The sequence below is a fragment of the Bradyrhizobium sp. BLXBL-03 genome, assembly GCF_051853015.1.
In the GTDB taxonomy this organism is placed as follows: Bacteria; Pseudomonadota; Alphaproteobacteria; order Rhizobiales; family Xanthobacteraceae; genus Bradyrhizobium; species Bradyrhizobium manausense.
Genome location: NZ_CP182470.1, coordinates 7,369,390 through 7,389,522 on the forward strand (window position 1 = coordinate 7,369,390; position 20,133 = coordinate 7,389,522).

Below are 20,133 nucleotides of genomic sequence, written 5' to 3' on the forward strand. Positions count from 1 at the left end.
TTCTCAATCGCAAGAGAAAATGGAACGCCGGAAAGAGATCATGCGACCCAGGCCTGTTTCAGTACCTCTGCCAAAGATTCTTCGAATATCTCAAGGCCTTGCTCTAGTGTCTCAGGATCGATCGTGAGCGCCGGCAAGAATTTTACGACCTGATCAAAGGGTCCGCATCGCTCGAGAATTAGCCCCCTCTTAAATGTCCTTTGTGTCGTAGCCTCTGCGATTTCCGACACCTGGCAATCAAAGCCCAACGCCATGCCCCGCCCTCGAACAGAAAAACTGTTTCCATGCTCGGATGCAATGCCCTCAAGTCGACGCCGCATAAGTTCTCCGACGCGATGAACTCCTCGCGAGAACGTCCGGCCGCGCCAATAAACATTTAGAGCTGCGGTTGCAGATACAAGGGCGAGGTTGTTTCCTCGAAACGTGCCGGTGTGTTCTCCTGGCCGCCATGCGTCGAGCTCCTCTCTAATCAACAACATTGATAGTGGCAGGCCATACCCGCTCAGCGATTTCGACAGCACGACAATATCTGGCGACAAATCTGCAAACTCGAAGCTAAAAAATTCTCCGGTGCGACCGCAGCCCATCTGGATGTCGTCGACTATGAAAAGGGCACCTACATCTTTTGCTATCGCCTGAATTGATCGCAACCATTCTTTGCCCGCTACATTTATCCCCCCTTCTCCCTGAACAGTTTCGACGAGAATGGCAGCCGGACAATCGATGCCACTGCTTCCGTCCGTCAACACCTTTCGCAGGTAGCTAGCCGTGTCAACAGCTGATCCAAGATAGCCATCATACGGCATGAAAGTTGCGCCAGACAAGCAAACACCGCTAGCTTTGCGGTAAAAACGATTACCGCTGGCAGCAACCGCTCCTAAACTCAAGCCATGATATCCGTTTGTAAATGAAACGATATTTTGACGTCCCGTAACTTTGCGTGACAGTTTTAGAGCTGCCTCAATAGCATTAGCGCCAGTCGGCCCCGTGAATTGGAAACGGTATCGCAGACCCCGCTCCTGAAGTATGACGGAGCTGAAAGTCTCCATAAATTCGAGCTTTGCAGGAGTGGCCATGTCTAGCCCGTGGACTACGGCGTCCGACGCTAGATAATCAATAATAGCAGCTTTGATCTCGCGATTGTTGTGGCCGTAGTTCAGCGCTCCAGCACCGGAAACGAAGTCAATCACCTTTCGGCCACTCTCTGTAAACATAATAGAGCCGCGCGCTGCACTGAAGATGGCCGGAAACAAACGTGAGTACGACCGCACGTTCGATTCTAGCGCCTCGACAGCCTGCATTCTACGTGGTTCGTTGGTTACTCCACCCATATGGTCTCCTCGGCAAGTAAGTGGTTCAATGAACGAAGCACGCTTTGTCCTGCTGCGTTACCTCGAATTGCTTTACGGCCATGTCCAAGACCGACCCAAGCGCGCGGTCACGTTAGGTCCTTAAGCTGAATGTGATACTTTGCCGCCGCAACGTAGCAGCTCCGAGCAGCGCTCACAGTTTCGTTTCGCTCGTTCGTCACCGCCCCACAAGACGAGAAGCGGCTTGCTAACGCTGATATCAAGCCAACCAAGTTCACTGACTGTGACGCAATCGTGCGCGTCTGCGATGATCCTTGTCGTCTCCGCCTTTATATGCGAGCCCGTCGATCTTGCATCTGGATGGCAGGTCCTCGAAAGAAGAGATAGGCACCTCTTGCCATGAATTGAAATACGCGTTGCGCCACCGCTGCTGCGGCAGTGGCCGACTAAGTCTGGGATGGGGCAAGCTTTCCTTCCGCGATACCTGGTCGATAGCCGAAACTCTGCCGTCTACCAGCACCACTTCTTGTCCACGCAACGCATAGATGTACAACCCTTCGTGTTTCTGATGGAATTGATCCTCCAATTCGGCGACAAGCACATGCCACTCCCAAACGAGGTCGGCCAACGGGGCACCGACCTCAAAGCTCTGTTCGCTGCACCGGATTTCCGCGGACCGCTCGATCACCAGTGGAGCATCGAACGAAGACCGCCAACGCGCCGAAGCTTCGCTTTCGGGCCCCGAATAGAAGCTATGTAGTTCGTCGGCATCTGCCCGAGGGCCGGTGTGATCGATCGTCAGCGCGGTGCAGCCCACTCCGGCCTGCGCGTGATTCAGAGCGCGCACGTACATTTGCCCGCTTGTGAACGATCAATCGGAATGCCGGACGACGTCGTGGTGTTCATGTTCATCCAAGCATTCTGATCCGACCGATGGTGAAGGACTGGACTTTTCGCCTGCCCGCTCGACGGCGTGACCGCGAAAAGGGGCCAGGGCCAATGCAGCCTTGGGGGCTAATTCGCTTTGCACACCGAGACAAGATGAGGGGTCCTCGATTTCTACTAACGTCGCAAGCGAATAACCAGTCGCCGGAAGCAAGATCAGGACGGGGAGCGTTGGTGTCGCGAAGTGAACATTCTCTCCCCCCTTCTCCGACTGATGAATTTGATGCAACGTGACAATTCTGGACGAGCCGCCTCGGACGAGGCCAATACCAATTTCGAAGAGTTCAATGCCAAATTGGAATTAGTGGCACTGAAAAACATACGGTAATCCCTGCCCCAATGAAGAAACCTGGGCACACCGCTCTGACTGAACGGGCAAGTCTTCTTCCAAACCTCACGCACTCAGGATACGGATCTCGCAAACATATTTGCGTCGCGTTTCTCGATCGTTCGGCTGATCTCCTGCAACGCACAGACTTTTCGCGACGAAATACACCCGAGACCGGAGGCCCTCTTATGCGATACGACCGAATAGACGCCCGCATCCTCGAGATCATGCAAAAAAACAACCGCCTAACTTCTGAGACGATCGGCGAAATGGTGGGCCTTTCTGCCACCGCGTGTCAACGACGATTGAAGAGGCTCCGTTCGGGAGGCATTGTGGAGGCCGATGTCTCAATCGTTTCAGCGAAGGCGGTCGGAAGACCGATTCAAATGCTGGTGCTGGTGAGTTTAGAGCGCGAGCGCTCAGATATAATCGATAAATTTAAGAGGGCCATCAAGTCCTCGGATGAAGTCGTCAATGGATTTTACGTTACTGGCGACGCTGACTTCATCCTATATATTACGGCGCGTACCATGGAAGATTATGAGCAGTTCACCCGACGATTCTTCTATGAGAACTTGGATATTAAGAGCTTCAAGACGATGGTCATAATGGACCGTGTAAAGGCGGGCTTTGCTGTTCCGATTAAGGCCCCGTCCGAGGATTGATGCGGGTGTCACTCCGAGATCTATGCATTCTTGGGCTTGTTTAGTTGCTCACTCGCAGAGATGTTCACCGTGACACGAGCGGCATAAACTTCAAGTTCGGGTCAAGTAGAAACGCTCGCATCTAATCGCGTTGAATTTTGCCAAACGCCGGATATCATCGTACCCCAGCGCGATGGCACCGCTGTATCGACGAAATTACAGCATGGGAGGGTTTGGCGCTCACAGCGACCGGGCGAGGTTCGGACATCTGGCTGCCGAGCCGGTCGCCCAATCCCGGCATCCTCTTCCGGAAGGTCGGTGCTGTGTGGGCGATTGCGGAAATGACGTCATCGGTTGACAAGATAGCTCTAGGTAGTGTGGACACTTACCGCAGCCAGAGAATGATGGCTGCGAGGGTGACGACCGCCCGATAATTTCGAACGGTCTTTTCCGAGCGGGTTGCGACACGGCGGAATTGCTTGAGCTTTGAGAAGCAGCATTCGACGAGATGGCGCTGGGCATAGAGATGCTTGTCGAGCGGATATTTGAGGGCGCGTGACGGGTTGTTGGGGATGACGGCGAGCGCGCCCTTGGCGGCGATGGCCTGGCGCATGTGATCGGCGTCATAGGCCGTGTCGCCCATGACGACCTCGGCAGGCAATCCCTCGATCAACGCGGCGGCTTGCGGTGCATCGCCCTTCTGACCTGCGCTCAGCGTGAACCGCACGGGACATCCCACCCCCGAACGGCCATATGGATCTTCGTGCTCAGACCACCGCGCGAGCGACCAAGCGCTTGATCTTCAGACCCCCTTTTTTCGCCCCTGCAGCATGCTGATGGGCTCGGACGATGGTGGAATCGACGATCAGGTATTCGAAGTCAGGATCATCGGACATCGCCTCAAAGATGCGGCACCAGACGCCTTTGGCACTCCATCGACTGAAGCGCCGGAATACGCTGTTCCAGTCTCCGAACGCCTCCGGAAGATCGCGCCAGGGAGAGCCGGTACGCACGATCCAAAGCACGCCTTCCACGAACATCCGATTGTCGCGGCCGGTCGAACCCTTCTGGTCAGGCCGGCCTATAATCAGCGCCATCCGCTCCCACGCAGCGTCGCTCAAAACCAAACGATCCATCACGCCCAAGACTGCTTCCCCAAAAGCAGTCTTGAATCTGATTTGGTCCTAAAAGGGAATCCTTAGAGTCCACACCACCTAGAGCATCCGCCGATCATGTTGCAGCGTATCCTGCGGCAATGAAGTAGTTTCGGCATTCGTTTGGTGTGAAGCGGTCGATGCTGCGGCCAATCGCATTCCCGAGGCCGTCGACCGTTCGCTCCGCGGCTTTGCGCAAGAGTGCCTTGAGCTTAGCGAAGGCGCTCTCGATCGGATTGAGTCGGGGCTGTAGGGCGGCAGATAAAGCAAGCTTGCTCCGGCAGCTTCGATCATCTGCGCGGACTCTTGGTCCCTTGTGGCTGGACAGGGTTGTTGACGACGATGGCGCCTGGCCCGAGGTCGGGAATGAGAACCTTCTCAACATAGACGTCGAAGGCATCTCGGTTGATAGGCCCATCGAGGACGAAGGGAGCGATGATGCCGGCGGAGGTAATCCCCGCGACAAAGGTCGTGGTCTTCCAATGGCCGTGCGGAATTCCGACCTTCAGACGCTCTCCACGCAGACAGCGGCCGTAGCGGCGGGCCATGTTGGTCGAAGCCCAGGGGTGAGTAGGCCGGAGGATTTTCACCCCCGGCACCGGGTCACCGGAGGCGGTCGCCCGCCCCCGGTCGGCATCCTCAATCGCCAAGGCCGCACAACGGCCACAGGACTGTCGTTTACGGCAAATCGTGTGTCGAGCCTGCGGACGCACTGGGAGATCCCGTGCTTCGAGCCGAAACTGCAAGTGCAAGACGGCGAGTGCATGACGATCGAGAAAGCAGCACGCGCTCTCGGGATCGCACCCTCTACTTTGCATCGCTGCCTCAACGATGGCTTCATTGCCGGAGAGCAGATCACACCTGGCGCGCCGTGGCGCATCCGTATCAATGACGAGTTGCGGTTGCGCTTTGTGGAGAGCGCGCCCGAAGGTTACGTGAAGATGTTCAGGGCCATGAATCTACTCGGCGTCTCGCGGCAAACCATCTTGCAACGTGTAAAGCGCGGCGAGCTTAAGGCCGTTCACGTCTATCGCGGACGGGCAAAAGGCATACGGATTCAAGTACCTGCAGTTGCTCCGGACCTCTTCGACCCTCTCAAAAAAAACTGAAGGTGTAGTATGACGCAACATCCAACAGTCCTTTGATGTCGAACTCCAGGACCCAATCATATTTCCAGCACCGCTGACGCGTGACGCCCACGGCATCCAAGGCCGATTTTCCCGGCCTGTATCCTTAAGAGTCCGGCAGGAAGATGGATTCCATCTTCTTTGGAATGGAGACGGCGCGCACCGGAGGTGGAAAGTAGGTCCCTGACGACATGCGATTCCAAATCTTGTAGAGATTCCCTGCAAGATCTGTCTCGAACATCTCCAAGGACTGTCCGTCCACTCCGGCCGCTCCGCGATTGGATTTGACCGCCTTGTACGCTTCGTACACTCGCCGCTTCTCGATCGAGAACGGCTTGTTTGTCGCACCGTTCGAAGTCATCCTGTTTCCAGTTGGTTCAAGAGTACGACTACCTGACCCGATCCCTTTGCTCCGCCCCCATTACAGGGCCCTCAACGCTCCTACGGATCGGTCCGCCCAGTCTCTTGCATCGGTACTCTCGCCTCACGGTTGTCGCCGCTTGCGCTTCTCCCTTGGCATCAAGAGCCTGGTTCCTGCAGTTCCACGCGAAAGCCTGTGTCCGACTCACGCCCCCTCTACGCCGGTCGCCGTCCGCCCGGTCATCAGGCATCTGGCGGACTTGTCCCAGGATGACGAGACGATCCTGGTTTTGACGACACTTGGATTCATAACGACGCGTCCTCGGGGGGTTCACTTTCGTTCGTCTTTCGGGCACTCACCTGCTCGGTTTATTCCAAACTTCTGATCCGACGCTCACCACCACGGCTCTTTACCGCAGCGGTCGGATTGGTTTGAGACCCGCTCCTGAAGGCCGATCTCGGGGGGCCGGCCCCCATCTTTCCCGCAGCTTCACCATCGGTCTTAGTTCATGTGAACTCCTTCCGCTGTCTGCAGCACACTCTCATCGATGAATGAGGCGCTTGGGATCACGCGCGGGCTGGCCGTCGAGCCAATTCTGTCGCCGCGTCACGACATCTGGCCGGTCCTGCTCACTCGCGTGCGCGGTCTCTTTTTGCGCGTGATGCCGTGCCTGACCAGGAGGTGGCGGATGGTGCCTTCGCCGAACACCAGCCCCTTTTTGGCCAGGCTCCGACGCAGTTCCTCGATCGTGATATCCGGCGTGCCCTTTAGCATCGCAAGGATCGTCTCTCTTGATGTGCCTCGATCCGGCCGGATCGTCCCCACCAAGAGCTTTCGGGCGCGCATCGCCCTGCTGGCGTTCGCGCGTTCGCTACCGGCTCACACTTGCCGCGCTCACCCTAAAGCGCTCGCCTGCCTCGCGGTGCGATGCGCCTGCCCTTACCGCAGCCAGAACCCTAGCCCGAAGATCCAGCGAAAGAGCCTTCGACATGCCTGCCGGCCTCCAGCCCCGGCAGGCAGTTTGAATCAGCTTACAGCTGATTTGATGGTGTGGAACGACCCCGCTCCTCCAGTACAGTTGGCGAGACCGGTCGTTCGAGGACCGGTTAGCTTTCGAAGGAGCACGCAATGGAAGAGATGACGACGGTGGGACTAGACAGAGCCAAGCAGGTCTTTCAGGTGCACGGCATCGCCAGCGACGGCCGAGTGGTCGTCAGGCGATCGCTTCGGCGCTCCGAGGTGCTTCACTTTTTCTCCAAGCTGTCGCGCTGCGTCGTCGGCCTCGAAGCGCGAGCGGCGGCGCCCATCACTGGGCGCGCGAGATTGGAGTGTTCGGGCATGACGTTCGGCTGATCTCGCCAAGCTACGTCAAGCCCTATGTGAAGCGTGGCAAGACCGACGCGATCGACGCCGAAGCGATTTGTGAGGCGGTATCTCGTCCGACCATGCGGTTCGTGCCCGTTAAGACGATCGCGTGCCAGGCTAGTCAGATGGCGCTCAGGCGTCGCGACCTTCTCGTCCGGCAGCGGACTCAGACCGTCAACGCCTTGCGCGGACATCTTGCTGAACTGGGAATCGTCGCAGCAAAGGGGTTGGCGAAGGCTGATACGCTGGCCGCCATTGTCCTCGACGACACCGATGAACGGCTGCCGATCTCAGCACGGAAAGCGCTTTCAGTGCTCGTGGATCAGCTCCGGTCCTTGACCGACCAGATACAGTAGCTCGAGCGCGACATCGTTGCGGACGTTCGCGCCAGCCAGACAGGGCGTCGGCTGACGACAATCCCGGGCGTCGGGCCGATTACCGCCGCCACGCTCGAGGCGCTCGCGCCCGATGCAGCCGCCTTCGCTTCGGGAAGGCATTTCGGGGCCTGGATCGGCCTGACGCCTCGCAGCAACTCGAGCGGCGGCAAGGAGCAGATCGGCAGGATTTCCAAGATGGGCAACCCCGCGTTGCGCTCGCTCCTGGTCGCTGGCGCGACCGCGGTGATCATGCATGCGCGACGGGGACGCCCCATGTCGACGTGGCTGAGGCGGCTGCTCGAGCGGAGGCCGCCGAAGGTTGTGGCCATCGCCCTGGCCAGCAAGATGGCGCGGATCGAGGCCCTTCTCGCAAAGGGCGGCGTCTACAATCGCGGCCTGCCTGCCATGGCGGTCACGGCATGAGCTCACGACCCACCTGACGAATTGGCCAGCCGGCTTCGGCGGTTGGTCATGGGCAAGGCGCAGTTAACTGTGATGACCAACGGGACGACATCTCGATAGGGCGTAAGGCCGCGGATTCCCAAGCGCATCAAGCGCGTTGATTTGACTGGCCCGTACTATCGCGAACGTCATCAAGGCCGGCGGCTTTTGTCCGCACAATTAGAGGCCGGACATATGGGCGCACCGAACCCCAAAGGTCATCCAGGCGACGGCGACCCTTGACCGCGGGGTCGTTCCACATATGGGAATCTTGAGGGTTCTGTGAGGTCGTGGGGCAGGCTTAAGCCGCGCGCGCTGTCTAGCGTGCGACCTCATAGAAGCCGGATTGAACGAAGCTGCGGAGTTGTGGGCGCTATGGAAATAGTGCAGCTGGTGCAGTTGCGGACAAGGTGCGCCTGTGGTCGCCGCGCGTCGGCGAGCCATTGAGCAGGTGTGAGCGGCCCCATTGATCGGGCAGTGGGCGCGATGCCGCGAGGGATTTGTTGCGCTGGGATAAGCGGCCGAACGATTGGCGGGGTGAGCGGTGACGAGCGCGGCCGCGGCGACATCGGACGTTGCCACCGAAAAGGTGATCCCGGAAAGGGTGGATGGTGCAGGCGCTGGTCATGACGTATCACAACGAAACGGATGGTCACGGGCGTAGGCTCGCGGGACGACATCGACGCGCCGCATGCTGCCGCCACAATGCGGGCAGACGGGGATCTCACATTTGGTGAGGGGATCGTCGCCGGCTTCTTGATCAGTCGGAGCGTTGCGGACAGCAAGTAGTTGACGGCAGAGGGCGATTTTATCGTTGCGTCCGCCATTGGCGAGGAAGCCATAGTGGCGGATGCGGTGGAAGCCGTCCGGCAGGGTGTGCAGGAGAAAGCGACGAATGAACTCCTCGGCATTAAGCGTCATCACTTTGGCTTTACGATTCTGCCGATAGTCCTTCCAGGAAAAGCTCACCTTGCCGTCGGCAAGCGAGATCAGCCGACTGTTGGCGATGGCGACGCGATGCGTATAGCGGCCGAGATAAGCCAGCACCTGTTCGGGCCCGCCGAATGGCGGCTTGGCGTAGACGACCCAGTCGGTCCGTCGGAGCTGATCGAGCCGCTCGGCGAATGCAACCGGATCGGCGAGATGGGCGAGATTGCCAAAGAAGCCCAACTCGCCAGCCGCGAAGGCGGCTTGGAGCTCTGCAGGAACAGACGGCGGAACAGCCGGGAGAGGACGCGCACCGGCAGGAAGAAGCCGGGCCGGCAAGCGACCCAGCGTGTGCCGTCGAGCGAAGGTCCACCACCAGGCACGACGCAATGGATATGCGGATGGTGTTGCAGGGTCTGACCCCAGGTATGGAGGACGGCGGTCACGCCGAGCTGAGCGGCGAGATGCTTGGGGTCGGCCGCGATGGTGGTGAATTGTGCGCGCGCCGAGCCCTGCCACTTCGGGCAATGCCGATTGTGGCAGGTAATGGGTGATGCCCATTACCTGCCTTATGGGCAAAGCCAGTAATGGGGAGCTGCCAATCGCGATCACCGTATTTTCCTGTGGATTGCCGCTCTCGAGCTCTCCATTACAAGTCGCCCGTGCGGCCCCCGTTGGGTCGGCCACTGATGGCCGGTCACATACGGAGACGGACATGTTGGAGACGTACTTCTCGGCAGCGAAGATGCTGGGGCATCTGCGCAGTGGGCCGAGCGGGCCTTACCTTGACGGGTTTGCAGCGGCGCTGGAGCGGCAGGGCTATGGCCCCGAGACAGCGGTACGCTATTTGCGAGCGGCGGCTCACATCGGTCATGTTATGGCCGAGCAAGGCGCGGGCCTGACGGAGGTTGATCTCGCCGCGTTCGGCGAGCACCTGCGCACTTGCCGGTGTCCACGCGCCAAAGGCGGCCGGCGCAACCACCACACCATCTACGGTGCCAGGCTCTTTCGTCGGCACCTCGTCGAGCTCGGCCTTTGCCGGTCCGCGGTGGCGGCAGCACCCGCCGAGCCGAAGCTGGTCGCCGACTTCAAGACGTGGCTGCGCAAGCAGCGCGGCGCATCCGATGCCACCATCAGGCTCTACGCCCGCGACGCCGCGGGCCTGATGATGCATCTTCGATCTGACCCGGACGGCTGGAGGCCGAACGATGTCCGCAGTTACTTCCTGGAGCGGGCGAGCAATAGCGGGAGTGGCACGATCGAGAAGATGACAACGAGCCTGCGGGCCTTCCTGCGGTATCTCGCAGTCGCAGGCCGTTGTCAGGCAGGTCTCGACGGCGCCGTTCCAGCCTACGCTCATTGGCAGCTTGCCGACATGCCCCGGTATCTGTCGACCGAGCAGGTCGACCGGCTGATCGCTGCCTGTGACGGCGACGTCGGTGGGCGCCGGCGTGATCGTGCGATCGTACTTTTGTTGGTGCGCCTCGGCCTGCGGGCCGGTGACGTGGCGCAACTGCGTCTCGCGGATATCGAGTGGCAAACGGGATCGCTACGGGTCTGCGGCAAGTCGCGCTACGAGGTCCGGCTGCCGCTACCGCAAGACGTCGGGGATGCGATCGCCGCCTACCTCGAATGCCGGCCGTCTACCCGCCGGAACGATGTCTTGTTCCTGCGCACGATCGCGCCGTGCCGGCCATTCCGACGAGGCGACGGCATCTCGTCGGTGGTCAAGCGTATCATGAAGCGGGCCGACATTGTGGCGCCGGTCAAAGGGGCCCACACTCTGCGGCACACCGCGGCGACCGAGATGCTGCGCCATGGCGTGCCGCTCGACAAGATCGGCCTCGTCCTTCGGCATCGCGGCATCGACACGACGGCCTATTACGCAAAGGCCGACGTCGCGCTGCTGAAGCAGGTTGCTCAGCCCTGGCCGGAGGCGCTCTGATGCTCGACGCCATCGAGACCTATCTCGCGCTCCGCCGCACCACGGGCTTCGCGATGTCGACCGCGGAGCACCTGCTGAAGAGCTTTGCCGCCTTCGCGGCCGAGCGCGGACAAACGTACGTCGAGACAAAAACAGCGATCGACTGGGCCGCGCTCGGACCATCCGTCGCGCAACGCGATGCACGGCTCAGAGCCGTCTGTCGCTTCGTACGCCATGTCCGGGTGGAGGACGTCGGGCACGAGCTGCCGCCGGCAAATCACTTCGGCGCCCGCAAGAAGCGTCGCACGCCGCACATCTACACGACAGACGAGATCAGTCGGCTGGTCGAAGCTGCGCTGCGGCTTCGGCCAACGCGCGGCTTGCGCCCGCACACGCAAGCGACCTTGATCGCGCTGCTCTCATGGGCTCAGGATCTCCGAAGCCCTGAAGCTGACGATCGCGGACGTGACCCGCGACGGTCTGCTGATCCGCGAGACCAAGTTCCGCAAGACCCGACTGGTGCCGCTGCACGACACGGCGGTTGCCGACTTGCAGCGATACCTGGCACGTCGCGGGCTCGGCTCAGACGATGATCCGGTCTTCATCGACAAGCCCGGTCGGCCGCTACGCTACATTGCCGTCAAGGAGACCTTCGACAGGTGGTCGACAAGGTTGGCATCAGATCGACGTCGGCTCGCCGTCCTCGCCTGCACGATCTACGGCACACGTTTGCGGTGCGCGCGCTGCAAGGCAGCCCTACCGGCCGAGGCCGGTGCGGGGCGCACATGGCGGCACTCGCGACCTACATGGGTCACGTCAACATCTATGCACCTACTGGTATCTCGAGGCCACGCCCGACCTCTTGCGCGATGTCGCCATGGCCGGCGAAGCGTTCATCTCCGAAGGGAGGTCAGCATGACGCCGATCGCTCCCCTCATCGAGACGTTCCTGCGCGACACACTCGCTTGCCAGCGGGGCGCCAGCCAGCACACGAGGGACTCCTATGCCTCGAGCTTCCAGCTGCTGTTCGTGTTCGCCGCCGACCGGCTCAAGGTCAAACCTTCGGCGCTGACGCTCGAACAGATCGATGCCGGGCTCGTCAGCGCCTTCCTTGAGCATCTTGAGGACGAGCGCAAAAACGCGGCCGTGACGCGCAACGTTCGCCCGGCGGCGATCAAGTCGTTCTTCCGCTTCCTCGAGTACCGGCAGCCGGCGGCGCTCGAGCAGATCCGCCGTGTACTGGCGATCCCGTTCAAGAAAACTGACACGCGCCTGGTACCCTACCTTCTGCGCGAAGAGCTCCAAGCCGTGCTCGACGCTCCCGATCCGGCGACACGCGATGGCATCCGCGATCGCGCAATGCTGCACGTGGCCGTCTGCGCAGGGCTGCGCGTCTCCGAACTGACGGGCCTCAAGGTCGATGACATCGACCTGCCTTTGATGAGCATCCGCGTGCTCGGCAAGGGACGCCGGGAGCGGACGCTGCCGTTGTGGAAGCCGGCGGCCGCTGCACTGCGTGCCTGGCTGGCCATCCGCGGGCAGGTCGCGACACCCGAGGTGTTCGTCAACGCCCGTGGTGAGCCGCTGAGCCGATGGGGCTTTGCCTATCTGCTCAGGCAGCACGCCGCGACTGCGGCTCGCAAGCAGCCCGGTCTCGCCAAGAAACGCGTCTCGCCCCACGTGCTCAGGCATACCTGCGCGATGGTCGTTCTGCAAGCGACCCGGGACATCCGGAAGGTGTCGCTGTGGCTGGGCCACGCTACGCTGACGACCACCGAGGTCTACACGCGCGGCGATCCAACCGAGAAGCTCGACGCGATGGAGGCGATCGTGCCGCCCCGCCTGCGGCGCGGCGTCTTCCAGCCCACCGACCAGCTGATCGAACTCCTCAGGCGTACCTCGTAATGGAGAGCGGGGTTGGCGGTGATTGGTGCAGGAGCGCGATCAAATTGCCGCCAGCTCCCCATTACCGGCTTTGCCCATAAGGCAGGTGTTATAGGCAATCCCTGTGGCGCCGCAGTCATCGCACTGCTCGACGTGGCCGCCGAGCACAGCCGTCCGGCATGCCGTGATCGCGCCCATGACGCGCCGCTCGACGCGGCCCAAATGCACGGCACGGCCTTGCCGAAACGCTTCACCGTGGCGGCGGAAAATATCCGCCACTTCCAGAACCGGAGCCATCAGGTCCGCTCAGCCGGGCGGCACGACCTCCAGGCGGAGCCGGTCCCTTTCGATTCACTCAGCTCGGCGATTGCTCTAGTGCAACCGTCTTTGCGGGTGATGCTGATCTCGTTCTTGACCGCCGCTCGTGACGCTGACGCGCCCTCGACCGCGCTTTGCGGAGCGAGCGCGCTGACTGCATTCGAGTGGCAGGGCTACAGTGCGCCGAATCTGTTGTTTGCACTCTACTTTCCGGTCTACAGCGGCGCAGAGCTGATGGGCCATGCCCGACAATCCTCTATCAGCGAGAGGCGCATTGCCGGCGGCGGTAACGCTCACCGGCATCAACATTGCGCGCAGTTTCGGGCCCGTGATCGGAGGCATTGTGGTTGCGATCGCCGGGCAGTCGCGCCTTCGCGCTGAACGTTTTGCTCTATCTGTTCCACCGCAATCGCGTGCGGAGCCGTCGGGGCTGCTGCGCGAACAGCTGACCGACTCTCAGCGTTCATGCCGCTGGTCGCGCACGTGCGGCCGTTCTCGTCGAAGGGCCCCGACCCAGGCAATGACGCACGCCAAGACACGCAACGATCGCTCATACATGCCGTCGAGGTCGAGGTTAACCTGTCGACGCGCGCTCAGTTCAGACCTGTGACGACGTTTAGCGGCGAGCAAGAGACGACCGCAACAGTTGAAAAGTTCAATCCTGTTCGCCCATTGGCATCCGACCGGGACCATCGCCGTTGGGAGCCTCTTCTGAAACAACCGCTGCATTCGCACGCACTCGTTCACTCAAAAGAAACCCGCTGCCTAACGCACTCTCGGGAGCAATTCGGTTCGGACGTGGCTGAACTCTTTTAGGCATTTGGTAAGGAGGTGCCATTGATGCAATCATACATGGGACCTCAACGCCAAAATGCAAGAGTTCCTTGCAACACCGCAGGAATCTAAAACTATTGGAATAACGGCGAAATTACAATTATACCAGGAAACTGAACCAACGCGCGGAACTATACCGCACCATGTTGAACTCAGGACGAGCGCCGCTACTGCGCGAGGATCCTTAGGGAGTATCAGGCGATAGTTGAGCTAGCCCGTTTGACGACTTTCACACGAATGAGCCGTCGCTCGGCGGGATGAATCCTTCAACTACTCATCTGGTCATGAACGTTCCGGACTCTTTTGGTCCCGCAAAGCCGCTAAACGTCGCGCATGTCCATGCATCGCATATTTCAAAGATACATTGATCTTCTCTCGAGCGCTGAATATGCGGATGCCTTTGCAAAGGCGATGGCGATCACAGCGAGCGAGCTTGATCTGTCTTCCTTTGCATATCTTGCGATGCCGCGGCGGGCTGGCAAAAAGCCATTGGTCATATCAACGTATCCTAACAACTGGGTCGCGCATTATGTGCGCAGTCACTACGAACGTCTGGATCCGATTATCACGCGCTCGTTGGAGAACACTGAGCCATTTCGATGGGGTTTAGACGTACCTTCGAGACCGATCACGCCGGTGCAACGAAGATTTCTCGAGGAAGCCAGCGAATTCGGAATTCGGCTGGGCTTCACCGTCCCAATTCACGATGAAGACGGTTCGGTTGCTGCTCTGACCTTTGCCGCTGACCAAAGGCGTCCACAATTCGAAAAGTGCATCGATCTGAATGCCCCTGTTCTTCAGCTGATGGCGAGATGCTTCCATTCGCAAGTGCGCCGCAAGCTCTTGCATGAACTGACGATCGACGGAATCCGGCTGTCTCCTCGCGAAGTCGAATGCTTGGAATGGGCCGCTAAGGGCAAAAGCTTTTGGGAAATTGGACGGATCCTCGGCATATCCCACAATACCGCAGCTTACTATCTAAGAAGCGCGAGAGATAAGCTGGGAGTTCGTAAAGTCGTTCAGGCCGCCGTGCGGTTGGCCGCTGCCAAACGAGATGGGCAAGATTAAGACTCTGATCCCGCATAGTTATAGGGGATGATGTTGACGCGTAGCTCCCCCAGAATCTCGTCTCCTTTGGGAGGGGACTATGATTCAGCTTATTACGGAGTCATCGTACGACGCGTTTTCCTGCACGTTAGCATCCATGTATAAGTTGCGCTATCGCGTTTTTAAGCAACGCTTGGAGTGGAGCGTTCAGACGCGCGGCGACATGGAAATGGACGATTTCGATGCGCTGCATCCGGCGTACCTGGTCCAAACGTCTCTTGAGGGTCATGTTGAAGGTTCGGTTCGCCTGTTGCCGACCATGGGACCGACGATGGTGCGCGATACGTTTCCCATGGTTCTTGGGGGGCTTCCTGCTCCGGCAGACCCGTTGGTCTGGGAGAGCAGCCGGTTCGCAGTTGATGCTTCTCCCCATGCTCCGAAGGGCGAACATGGGCTCGCCAAGTCGACTTACGAGCTTTTCGCAGGGATGATCGAATTCGGACTGTCGAGACGACTTAAGAACATCATCACGGTTACCGACGTTCGTATGGAGAGAATACTGAAACGCGCGGGCTGGCCGCTCTGCCGTATCGCCGCCCCCTGCAAAATCGGAAACACCCTCGCTGTCGCAGGACACCTGGAAATTTCGGCGGGAGCTCTTCAGAGAGTGCGTGCTGCTGGCGGTCTCGATGGGCTGGTTCTCTGGACACCAGTCTTGTTGGAGGCTGCCTGATTACCCCACTTCCCCCGCCCGACTGAACTCGCCCAGTCGTATCTCCCACGCCCAACTTGAACGAGAGCGGACGTCGCGACTGCGCGCGTCAGATTTGTGCTCCCAAAAATCGTAAACCACGCAGGGCATCCCGGGAAGACCCAGAAACACGGGTCCACATGATCGGCAGCAAGCCACAATCACAAGCAGAGACACAACGATGTTTACCCAAAACCTGCCGCCCACGCGCACCAAGAAATGCCATTAGACGAACGCGCAAGGAAAGCCATTCATCCTCCTGGCCACAACTAACCGGCCAGCGACGTTTTCTTTTTCTGAGCAACTCCAGTTGTTCGATTTCTGATTTCCACGGTGCTGCAATGGTGCGACACACAAGCTTCGCCGATCTAAGGGCCGGAATTCGGCGCCTCAATTTGGACCTCGGTCAGCTTCAGCTGGCACTTGCCGCAGCGGAATATGGGAGCTTTCGCCGAGCTGCCGAGAGGTTTTCCATTACGCAATCAACGCTTAGTCGCTCCATTCAGTTACTCGAACATTCACTCGGAATAATCATTTTCGAACGATCGCACGCCGGGGTTACAGCCACACCCGCTGGACTTGATTTTCTTAGAATAGCGCGGTCAATTCTCGAGCAGATGGATACGCTCGTCGCGAGGACAAAGCCTGCCGATCGTGGCGTATGCGGCCGCTTCGTCATCGGATTCTCCACGTCACTTACCGCTGGTCATTTACGTGCGACGCTGCTCGAATACAGCGCCCGATTTCCGCAAGTTAAACTTGGAATCGTCGAACTATCTCGGCCCCGATTAGCAACCGCGCTCCGGAACGGCATGGTTGACCTCTGTGTTGCAGCAGGAGATTCATTCGATATCAGCAGCAGAAGCACTCCCCTCTGGAGCGAGCGGGTCTTTGCTGCGCTTCCTCACGATCATCCGCTGGCTCTGCAGGATGGTATCTCTTGGGCCGATTTGCGTAACCAAATTGTCTTGATGAGCCAATACGACTCCGGGCGCGGCCTCGAAGCGTTGCTCAACGCAAAACTCATCATCTCGACGGAGGGCCCGCGGATCGAGCATCGCGATGTCAGCCGCGCAGAAATCCAGAATCTCGTCAGTATGGGCCTCGGCATCGCCCTCGTACTGGAATCCGACGTTGGCGCTAATTCTTCTGGCTTGGTCTATCGGGAATTTCGGGACAGCATGGGACCAAGCCGCATCGGCTTTTCCGCGGTCTGGCGCGATGACAACGAAAATCCAGCTCTGGCCGATTTCCTCAAGTTATTGGCCGAGCGTTATCCTTCGTCATCTTTGGCGTGAAGCCGCTTTCGCGATTTGGCAAAGGCCCGGTCAGTCGCCATGAAGCGCGCCACCATCGGCCCTATCAGTTTATTGGGGTCGCTGATCTTCTGGCCAGTTTCACGGGAGAGGATCTCCGCGTACGAAATCAGATCGCGATGCACAGCAGCAGGCAAGTCGATGGCGATCCGAACGGGCTTGTCATCTGCAATCGTTCCAATCTTTAGTTTGGTCATTTCATCCTCTGTATGGTTCGAGCACGAGATCGCGGTTGACAATGACCCGCACCGGAAATCCCGGCCGGACGGTCAATGTCGGCTGAATGTTGAGGTTGCGCCGAACCACCTGTTGTCCGGCCTGATTAAGGGAATCCCCGGCTCCGCGTCGCAGCGCCGCAATGATGTCGCTGTTGGAGGTATTGGTGTCTGCTCCCGCGTTGACCTCAGTCCCAACGGCGAGCAAAGTCGATAGCGCTGCGGCTCCCAATAGCTCCTTCCAATGGTTGTCGACCTCATCCTCAAGGCCGGCGTAACCAGCTACGTCCGCGCCAGGCTGACGTTCGAGCACGATGGAACGTCCATTGGGCATGATCAGACGCGTCCAGACGAGGAGCACGCGTGACTGTCCGAATGCGACCTGGCTATCGTAGATCCCGATCAGTCGCGCGCCTTGGGGGATCAGCCGAGCCCGGCCGGTCGGAGTATCATAGACGCTTTCGGTTACTTGCGCCGTGATCTGGCCGGGCAGATCAGAGCGGATTCCGGTGATGAGAGCAGCCGGAATGACGGTTCCTGCCTGGACCACGAAGGGCGATACTGGCTTGGCCAGGCGCTCAGGGCTTGTGGTACGCCGATCTAAGGCCGCGTTGACGAATGCAAGCTTGCGATCCTGCCCATTTTGCGCAAATGCTTCATCGGAAGATGTCGTCGGGTTCGCCGGCGTCTCGCTGGACGGTGTTGTTGCCGCCAATGGGCGGATGTTGGTCGTGGCGAACACCTTGCTGGTGCGCGCCGCCTCAGTTTCCTGATTGATGCGCTGCTGTTCAGCGTCGGCTGCGAGCGAGCCGGATTGCGTTTGGGCTTGGGCTGCGAGGATCGGTCGTCCCAAATCGCCGGGCAAGGGTGGTCCGAGCCGTGGCACATCATGCGGTATTCCGGCATAATCCTTAGGGAGCGTCGAAAGTTGATCCGCAACGGTGTGGTGGTCAGTCGAATAGAGCTCCTCGGACGTAAGGGTGCGCTTTTCAGGTCTTTGCAGCGCCCACAAGACTGCGACGGAAACAACGGCCAGAGCTAGACCGGTGCCAGCAAGTAGCGCCTTCCGGGAGAGGCGCATCACGCGCGGCCGCTCGGGTCGCAGCCGCAAGGACTGGGTAATGTCCACGGGGGCATCTGCCGCCGCCTCGCGCCCCGCGGGATTTCCGCTGGTATTGCTCACAGCGGCCTCCCGTCGCTTCTTGCGATACGCACTTTCTGCTGGCCTTCACCGCCGAGCCGCAATTCGGCGGCTGCAAACAGCCGATCGACGATGAGGACATTGCCGTAGACGCGGTAGTTGACGATCTCGGTCTTGCCGTCCGGTCCAATGACAAACAATGGCGGCATCTCGCCCTGAGTGATGCCTGCCGAGAATTCGATGTAGACCTTGCGTCCGTCGTCATACGCGTTAACCGGGCGCCAGGGCGGGCTGTCTCCCCCAATCGAATAACGATAGCGGCGCTCCGCCAGATCCGGAATGTATGGCGTGGTGGCAGGCACCGTTTGACCAGGAGCGATTCGAGGTTTGGGATAAAACCAGGCAACCGAAGGCATGTAGGGCTTTTCTCGAGAGCGGAGCTCAATCAGATAGGTCCGGCGGTCGGTGTTGACGACGAGATTGGTCGTAATCGCGGGGCGCGTTGGCTTGACCATGATGTGGACGCGGCGCTCATCACTGCCGCCGCTCTCAGTATCGCCCACCACCCAGCGCACGGTGTCGCCGGCGGCGACGGGACCTGAGCCGATCAGTTGCTCCCCCGGTTCGAGGGCGATATCGGTGATCTGACCCGGCGCCGCGTAGATCTGGTAAAGCGCGCCGGGACTATAGGGAAACACCTGCACCGCGTTGAAATACCCCGCCTTGCGAGGCTCAACGCGCGCAGCGTCGTTGGCGCTCTCGATCCGATCGACGGGCTCTTTAGCTTCGGTTTTCCTGCCGCCCCGCCCCGGTGTCCAAGCTGGTGGAACGTGAAGCGGTTTAGGACGGTCATCCGCCAATGCCGGCAAATCGGGAGAGGGCGGGATTTCGTCATCATAGCTGATTTGCGGCGGCTTGAATGTGGTGCAGCCACCAAGGATGCATAGACTGACCAGGAGTGCGGACACGCCGCTCTGTCGGAATCTCTGGAGGTTCGCCACGAGAATCTGAGGCATCAGGATCCGAACTCCTTCGACCAATTGATCGCGTTGACGTAAATGCCGAGCGGGTTCTTACGAAGCCGCTCGATATCGCGGGGCGGTTCAACGATGATGGTGAGGATCGCGCTCCACCGCTCGGTGGCCGCTAACTGCCCGTTCTCGTAATGCCGCTCGGTCCAGGTTAAGCGGAAGCTGTCCACGGAGGCCCGAATGACGCTCGAGACCTCGACGGCGACTTGGGTTTGCCCGACCTTGGCGAAGGGATCGTTGTTGCGGGCATAGTCATTCAGCGCGCCAGCGCCACGATCGGTGGTGAAGTCATACGCACGCAGCCAATCCTGGCGCAGCACGATGGCGTCCAGCGGAAGGCCACGCACATGCTCGATAAAGCGCGCAAGATGAAAGGCGATCTGCGGATCGCTCGCCTCGTAGGCGGCACTTGCCGGAGCTATCGTTTTTGCCTCGCCCAGATGATCAACTTCGACGACCCAGGGCGTAACTGTTCCCTGTGCCGACTGCCAAACGAGGGCACCCGCAAATCCCGCGCACAAGATCAGACAGCCGAACGCCATCAAGCGCCAATTTTTGGCCTGCACACGCGCCGAGCCGATCCGGTCATCCCAGACCTGGGCCGCCCTCTGATAGGGGGTGACCGGCTCGGGCGTGCGGCCATAGTGGACAGCCGATCGTTTGAACATGAAAGGGATCTCCTTGAGACTACAC

Annotated in this window: 14 protein-coding genes and 8 pseudogenes; 9 read left to right on the forward strand and 13 right to left on the reverse strand. The window is 59.7% G+C overall.

The window, feature by feature from the left end; all coding sequences use genetic code 11:
- Nucleotides 1-38: 38 nt before the first annotated feature.
- Both ectB and ACNJX9_RS35020 read right to left on the reverse strand, forming a co-directional pair.
- Nucleotides 39-1,301 carry a diaminobutyrate--2-oxoglutarate transaminase gene (gene ectB, locus ACNJX9_RS35015; protein ID WP_439406613.1) on the reverse strand — a complete coding sequence of 421 codons (1,263 nt, stop codon included), beginning with the start codon at nt 1,299-1,301 and terminating at the stop codon, nt 39-41.
- A 283-nt stretch (nt 1,302-1,584) separates the two neighbouring features.
- A complete protein-coding gene (locus tag ACNJX9_RS35020) occupies nt 1,585-2,163 on the reverse strand; it encodes a hypothetical protein (protein WP_439406614.1) in 579 nt (192 codons plus the stop codon).
- A gap of 608 nt (nt 2,164-2,771) precedes the next feature.
- Here ACNJX9_RS35020 and ACNJX9_RS35025 point away from each other — a divergent pair.
- Nucleotides 2,772-3,248: an Lrp/AsnC family transcriptional regulator gene (locus tag ACNJX9_RS35025; RefSeq protein ID WP_439406616.1), complete on the forward strand. Its 477-nt coding sequence runs from the start codon at nt 2,772-2,774 to the stop codon at nt 3,246-3,248.
- A gap of 364 nt (nt 3,249-3,612) precedes the next feature.
- On the opposite strand, the pseudogene ACNJX9_RS35030 reads toward ACNJX9_RS35025, so the two are convergent.
- Nucleotides 3,613-4,372, reverse strand: a pseudogene (locus tag ACNJX9_RS35030) (IS5 family transposase).
- An 85-nt stretch (nt 4,373-4,457) separates the two neighbouring features.
- Nucleotides 4,458-4,944, reverse strand: a pseudogene (locus ACNJX9_RS35035) (transposase); the annotation flags it as partial.
- Between the two features lie 201 nt (nt 4,945-5,145).
- On the opposite strand from ACNJX9_RS35035, the gene ACNJX9_RS35040 reads away from it, so the two are divergent.
- Nucleotides 5,146-5,490: a hypothetical protein gene (locus ACNJX9_RS35040; protein ID WP_439406618.1), complete on the forward strand. Its 345-nt coding sequence runs from the start codon at nt 5,146-5,148 to the stop codon at nt 5,488-5,490.
- A gap of 19 nt (nt 5,491-5,509) precedes the next feature.
- Here the strand turns inward: ACNJX9_RS35040 and ACNJX9_RS35045 are convergent.
- Together ACNJX9_RS35045 and ACNJX9_RS35050 are read right to left on the reverse strand one after the other, a co-directional pair.
- A pseudogene (locus ACNJX9_RS35045) lies at nt 5,510-5,869 on the reverse strand (group II intron reverse transcriptase/maturase); the annotation flags it as partial.
- A 550-nt stretch (nt 5,870-6,419) separates the two neighbouring features.
- Nucleotides 6,420-6,860: pseudogene (locus tag ACNJX9_RS35050) on the reverse strand (IS630 family transposase); the annotation flags it as partial.
- Between the two features lie 137 nt (nt 6,861-6,997).
- Between ACNJX9_RS35050 and ACNJX9_RS35055 the strand changes: the two are divergent.
- Nucleotides 6,998-8,034: pseudogene (locus tag ACNJX9_RS35055) on the forward strand (IS110 family transposase).
- 642 nt (nt 8,035-8,676) lie between these two features.
- Here ACNJX9_RS35055 and ACNJX9_RS35060 read toward each other — a convergent pair.
- Nucleotides 8,677-9,524, reverse strand: a pseudogene (locus ACNJX9_RS35060) (IS91 family transposase); the annotation flags it as partial.
- A gap of 200 nt (nt 9,525-9,724) precedes the next feature.
- On the opposite strand from ACNJX9_RS35060, the gene ACNJX9_RS35065 reads away from it, so the two are divergent.
- Complete coding sequence (locus ACNJX9_RS35065; protein WP_439406620.1) at nt 9,725-10,924, forward strand: tyrosine-type recombinase/integrase; 1,200 nt, start codon at nt 9,725-9,727, stop codon at nt 10,922-10,924.
- On the opposite strand, the gene ACNJX9_RS35070 is transcribed toward ACNJX9_RS35065, so the two are convergent.
- Nucleotides 10,900-11,301 carry a hypothetical protein gene (locus ACNJX9_RS35070; RefSeq protein ID WP_439406622.1) on the reverse strand — a complete coding sequence of 134 codons (402 nt, stop codon included), beginning with the start codon at nt 11,299-11,301 and terminating at the stop codon, nt 10,900-10,902. The two genes, ACNJX9_RS35065 and ACNJX9_RS35070, sit on opposite strands and share 25 nt — an antisense overlap.
- A gap of 67 nt (nt 11,302-11,368) precedes the next feature.
- On the opposite strand from ACNJX9_RS35070, the pseudogene ACNJX9_RS35075 reads away from it, so the two are divergent.
- Nucleotides 11,369-11,515: pseudogene (locus ACNJX9_RS35075) on the forward strand (tyrosine-type recombinase/integrase); the annotation flags it as partial.
- A 303-nt stretch (nt 11,516-11,818) separates the two neighbouring features.
- Nucleotides 11,819-12,808 (forward strand): tyrosine-type recombinase/integrase, encoded by a 990-nt coding sequence (locus ACNJX9_RS35080; protein ID WP_439410184.1) that lies wholly within the window; start codon nt 11,819-11,821, stop codon nt 12,806-12,808.
- An 81-nt stretch (nt 12,809-12,889) separates the two neighbouring features.
- On the opposite strand, the pseudogene ACNJX9_RS35085 reads toward ACNJX9_RS35080, so the two are convergent.
- Nucleotides 12,890-13,084 (reverse strand): annotated as a pseudogene (locus tag ACNJX9_RS35085) (transposase zinc-binding domain-containing protein); the annotation flags it as partial.
- A gap of 1,188 nt (nt 13,085-14,272) precedes the next feature.
- Here ACNJX9_RS35085 and ACNJX9_RS35090 point away from each other — a divergent pair.
- The 3 genes from ACNJX9_RS35090 (at nt 14,273) to ACNJX9_RS35100 (ending at nt 17,035) form a co-directional block, all read left to right on the forward strand.
- Nucleotides 14,273-15,007 (forward strand): LuxR family transcriptional regulator, encoded by a 735-nt coding sequence (locus tag ACNJX9_RS35090; RefSeq protein WP_439406624.1) that lies wholly within the window; start codon nt 14,273-14,275, stop codon nt 15,005-15,007.
- A gap of 79 nt (nt 15,008-15,086) precedes the next feature.
- Nucleotides 15,087-15,719 (forward strand): acyl-homoserine-lactone synthase, encoded by a 633-nt coding sequence (locus ACNJX9_RS35095; RefSeq protein WP_439406626.1) that lies wholly within the window; start codon nt 15,087-15,089, stop codon nt 15,717-15,719.
- Between the two features lie 158 nt (nt 15,720-15,877).
- The gene (locus ACNJX9_RS35100; RefSeq protein ID WP_439406628.1) at nt 15,878-17,035 is read left to right on the forward strand and encodes a LysR family transcriptional regulator; all 1,158 of its coding nucleotides are present in this window, start codon (nt 15,878-15,880) and stop codon (nt 17,033-17,035) included.
- Here the strand turns inward: ACNJX9_RS35100 and ACNJX9_RS35105 are convergent.
- From ACNJX9_RS35105 to trbF, 4 genes are read right to left on the reverse strand one after another with little or no spacing between them, the layout of a single operon-like run.
- The gene (locus ACNJX9_RS35105; protein ID WP_439406630.1) at nt 17,011-17,250 is read right to left on the reverse strand and encodes a DUF2274 domain-containing protein; all 240 of its coding nucleotides are present in this window, start codon (nt 17,248-17,250) and stop codon (nt 17,011-17,013) included. The genes ACNJX9_RS35100 and ACNJX9_RS35105 overlap by 25 nt on opposite strands.
- A gap of 1 nt (nt 17,251) precedes the next feature.
- Nucleotides 17,252-18,451 carry a TrbI/VirB10 family protein gene (locus tag ACNJX9_RS35110; RefSeq protein ID WP_439406632.1) on the reverse strand — a complete coding sequence of 400 codons (1,200 nt, stop codon included), beginning with the start codon at nt 18,449-18,451 and terminating at the stop codon, nt 17,252-17,254.
- A complete protein-coding gene (gene trbG, locus ACNJX9_RS35115) occupies nt 18,448-19,425 on the reverse strand; it encodes a P-type conjugative transfer protein TrbG (RefSeq protein WP_439406634.1) in 978 nt (325 codons plus the stop codon). Before trbG ends, ACNJX9_RS35110 begins: the two co-directional genes overlap by 4 nt.
- Complete coding sequence (gene trbF, locus ACNJX9_RS35120; protein WP_439410185.1) at nt 19,425-20,108, reverse strand: conjugal transfer protein TrbF; 684 nt, start codon at nt 20,106-20,108, stop codon at nt 19,425-19,427. Before trbF ends, trbG begins: the two co-directional genes overlap by 1 nt.
- Between the last annotated feature and the right edge of the window lie 25 nt (nt 20,109-20,133).

What these genes read in the sequence shown, in the direction of transcription:
- ACNJX9_RS35080 (WP_439410184.1), top strand. Translation starts at nt 11,819, where the DNA reads ATGACGCCGATCGCTCCCCTCATCGAGACGTTCCTGCGCGACACACTC.
- ACNJX9_RS35105 (WP_439406630.1), bottom strand. Translation starts at nt 17,250, where the DNA reads ATGACCAAACTAAAGATTGGAACGATTGCAGATGACAAGCCCGTTCGG.
- ACNJX9_RS35040 (WP_439406618.1), top strand. Translation starts at nt 5,146, where the DNA reads ATGACGATCGAGAAAGCAGCACGCGCTCTCGGGATCGCACCCTCTACT.
- ACNJX9_RS35025 (WP_439406616.1), top strand. Translation starts at nt 2,772, where the DNA reads ATGCGATACGACCGAATAGACGCCCGCATCCTCGAGATCATGCAAAAA.
- ACNJX9_RS35095 (WP_439406626.1), top strand. Translation starts at nt 15,087, where the DNA reads ATGATTCAGCTTATTACGGAGTCATCGTACGACGCGTTTTCCTGCACG.
- ACNJX9_RS35020 (WP_439406614.1), bottom strand. Translation starts at nt 2,163, where the DNA reads ATGTACGTGCGCGCTCTGAATCACGCGCAGGCCGGAGTGGGCTGCACC.
- ACNJX9_RS35065 (WP_439406620.1), top strand. Translation starts at nt 9,725, where the DNA reads ATGCTGGGGCATCTGCGCAGTGGGCCGAGCGGGCCTTACCTTGACGGG.
- ACNJX9_RS35090 (WP_439406624.1), top strand. Translation starts at nt 14,273, where the DNA reads ATGTCCATGCATCGCATATTTCAAAGATACATTGATCTTCTCTCGAGC.
- ectB (WP_439406613.1), bottom strand. Translation starts at nt 1,301, where the DNA reads ATGCAGGCTGTCGAGGCGCTAGAATCGAACGTGCGGTCGTACTCACGT.
- trbG (WP_439406634.1), bottom strand. Translation starts at nt 19,425, where the DNA reads ATGCCTCAGATTCTCGTGGCGAACCTCCAGAGATTCCGACAGAGCGGC.
- ACNJX9_RS35100 (WP_439406628.1), top strand. Translation starts at nt 15,878, where the DNA reads ATGATCGGCAGCAAGCCACAATCACAAGCAGAGACACAACGATGTTTA.
- trbF (WP_439410185.1), bottom strand. Translation starts at nt 20,108, where the DNA reads ATGTTCAAACGATCGGCTGTCCACTATGGCCGCACGCCCGAGCCGGTC.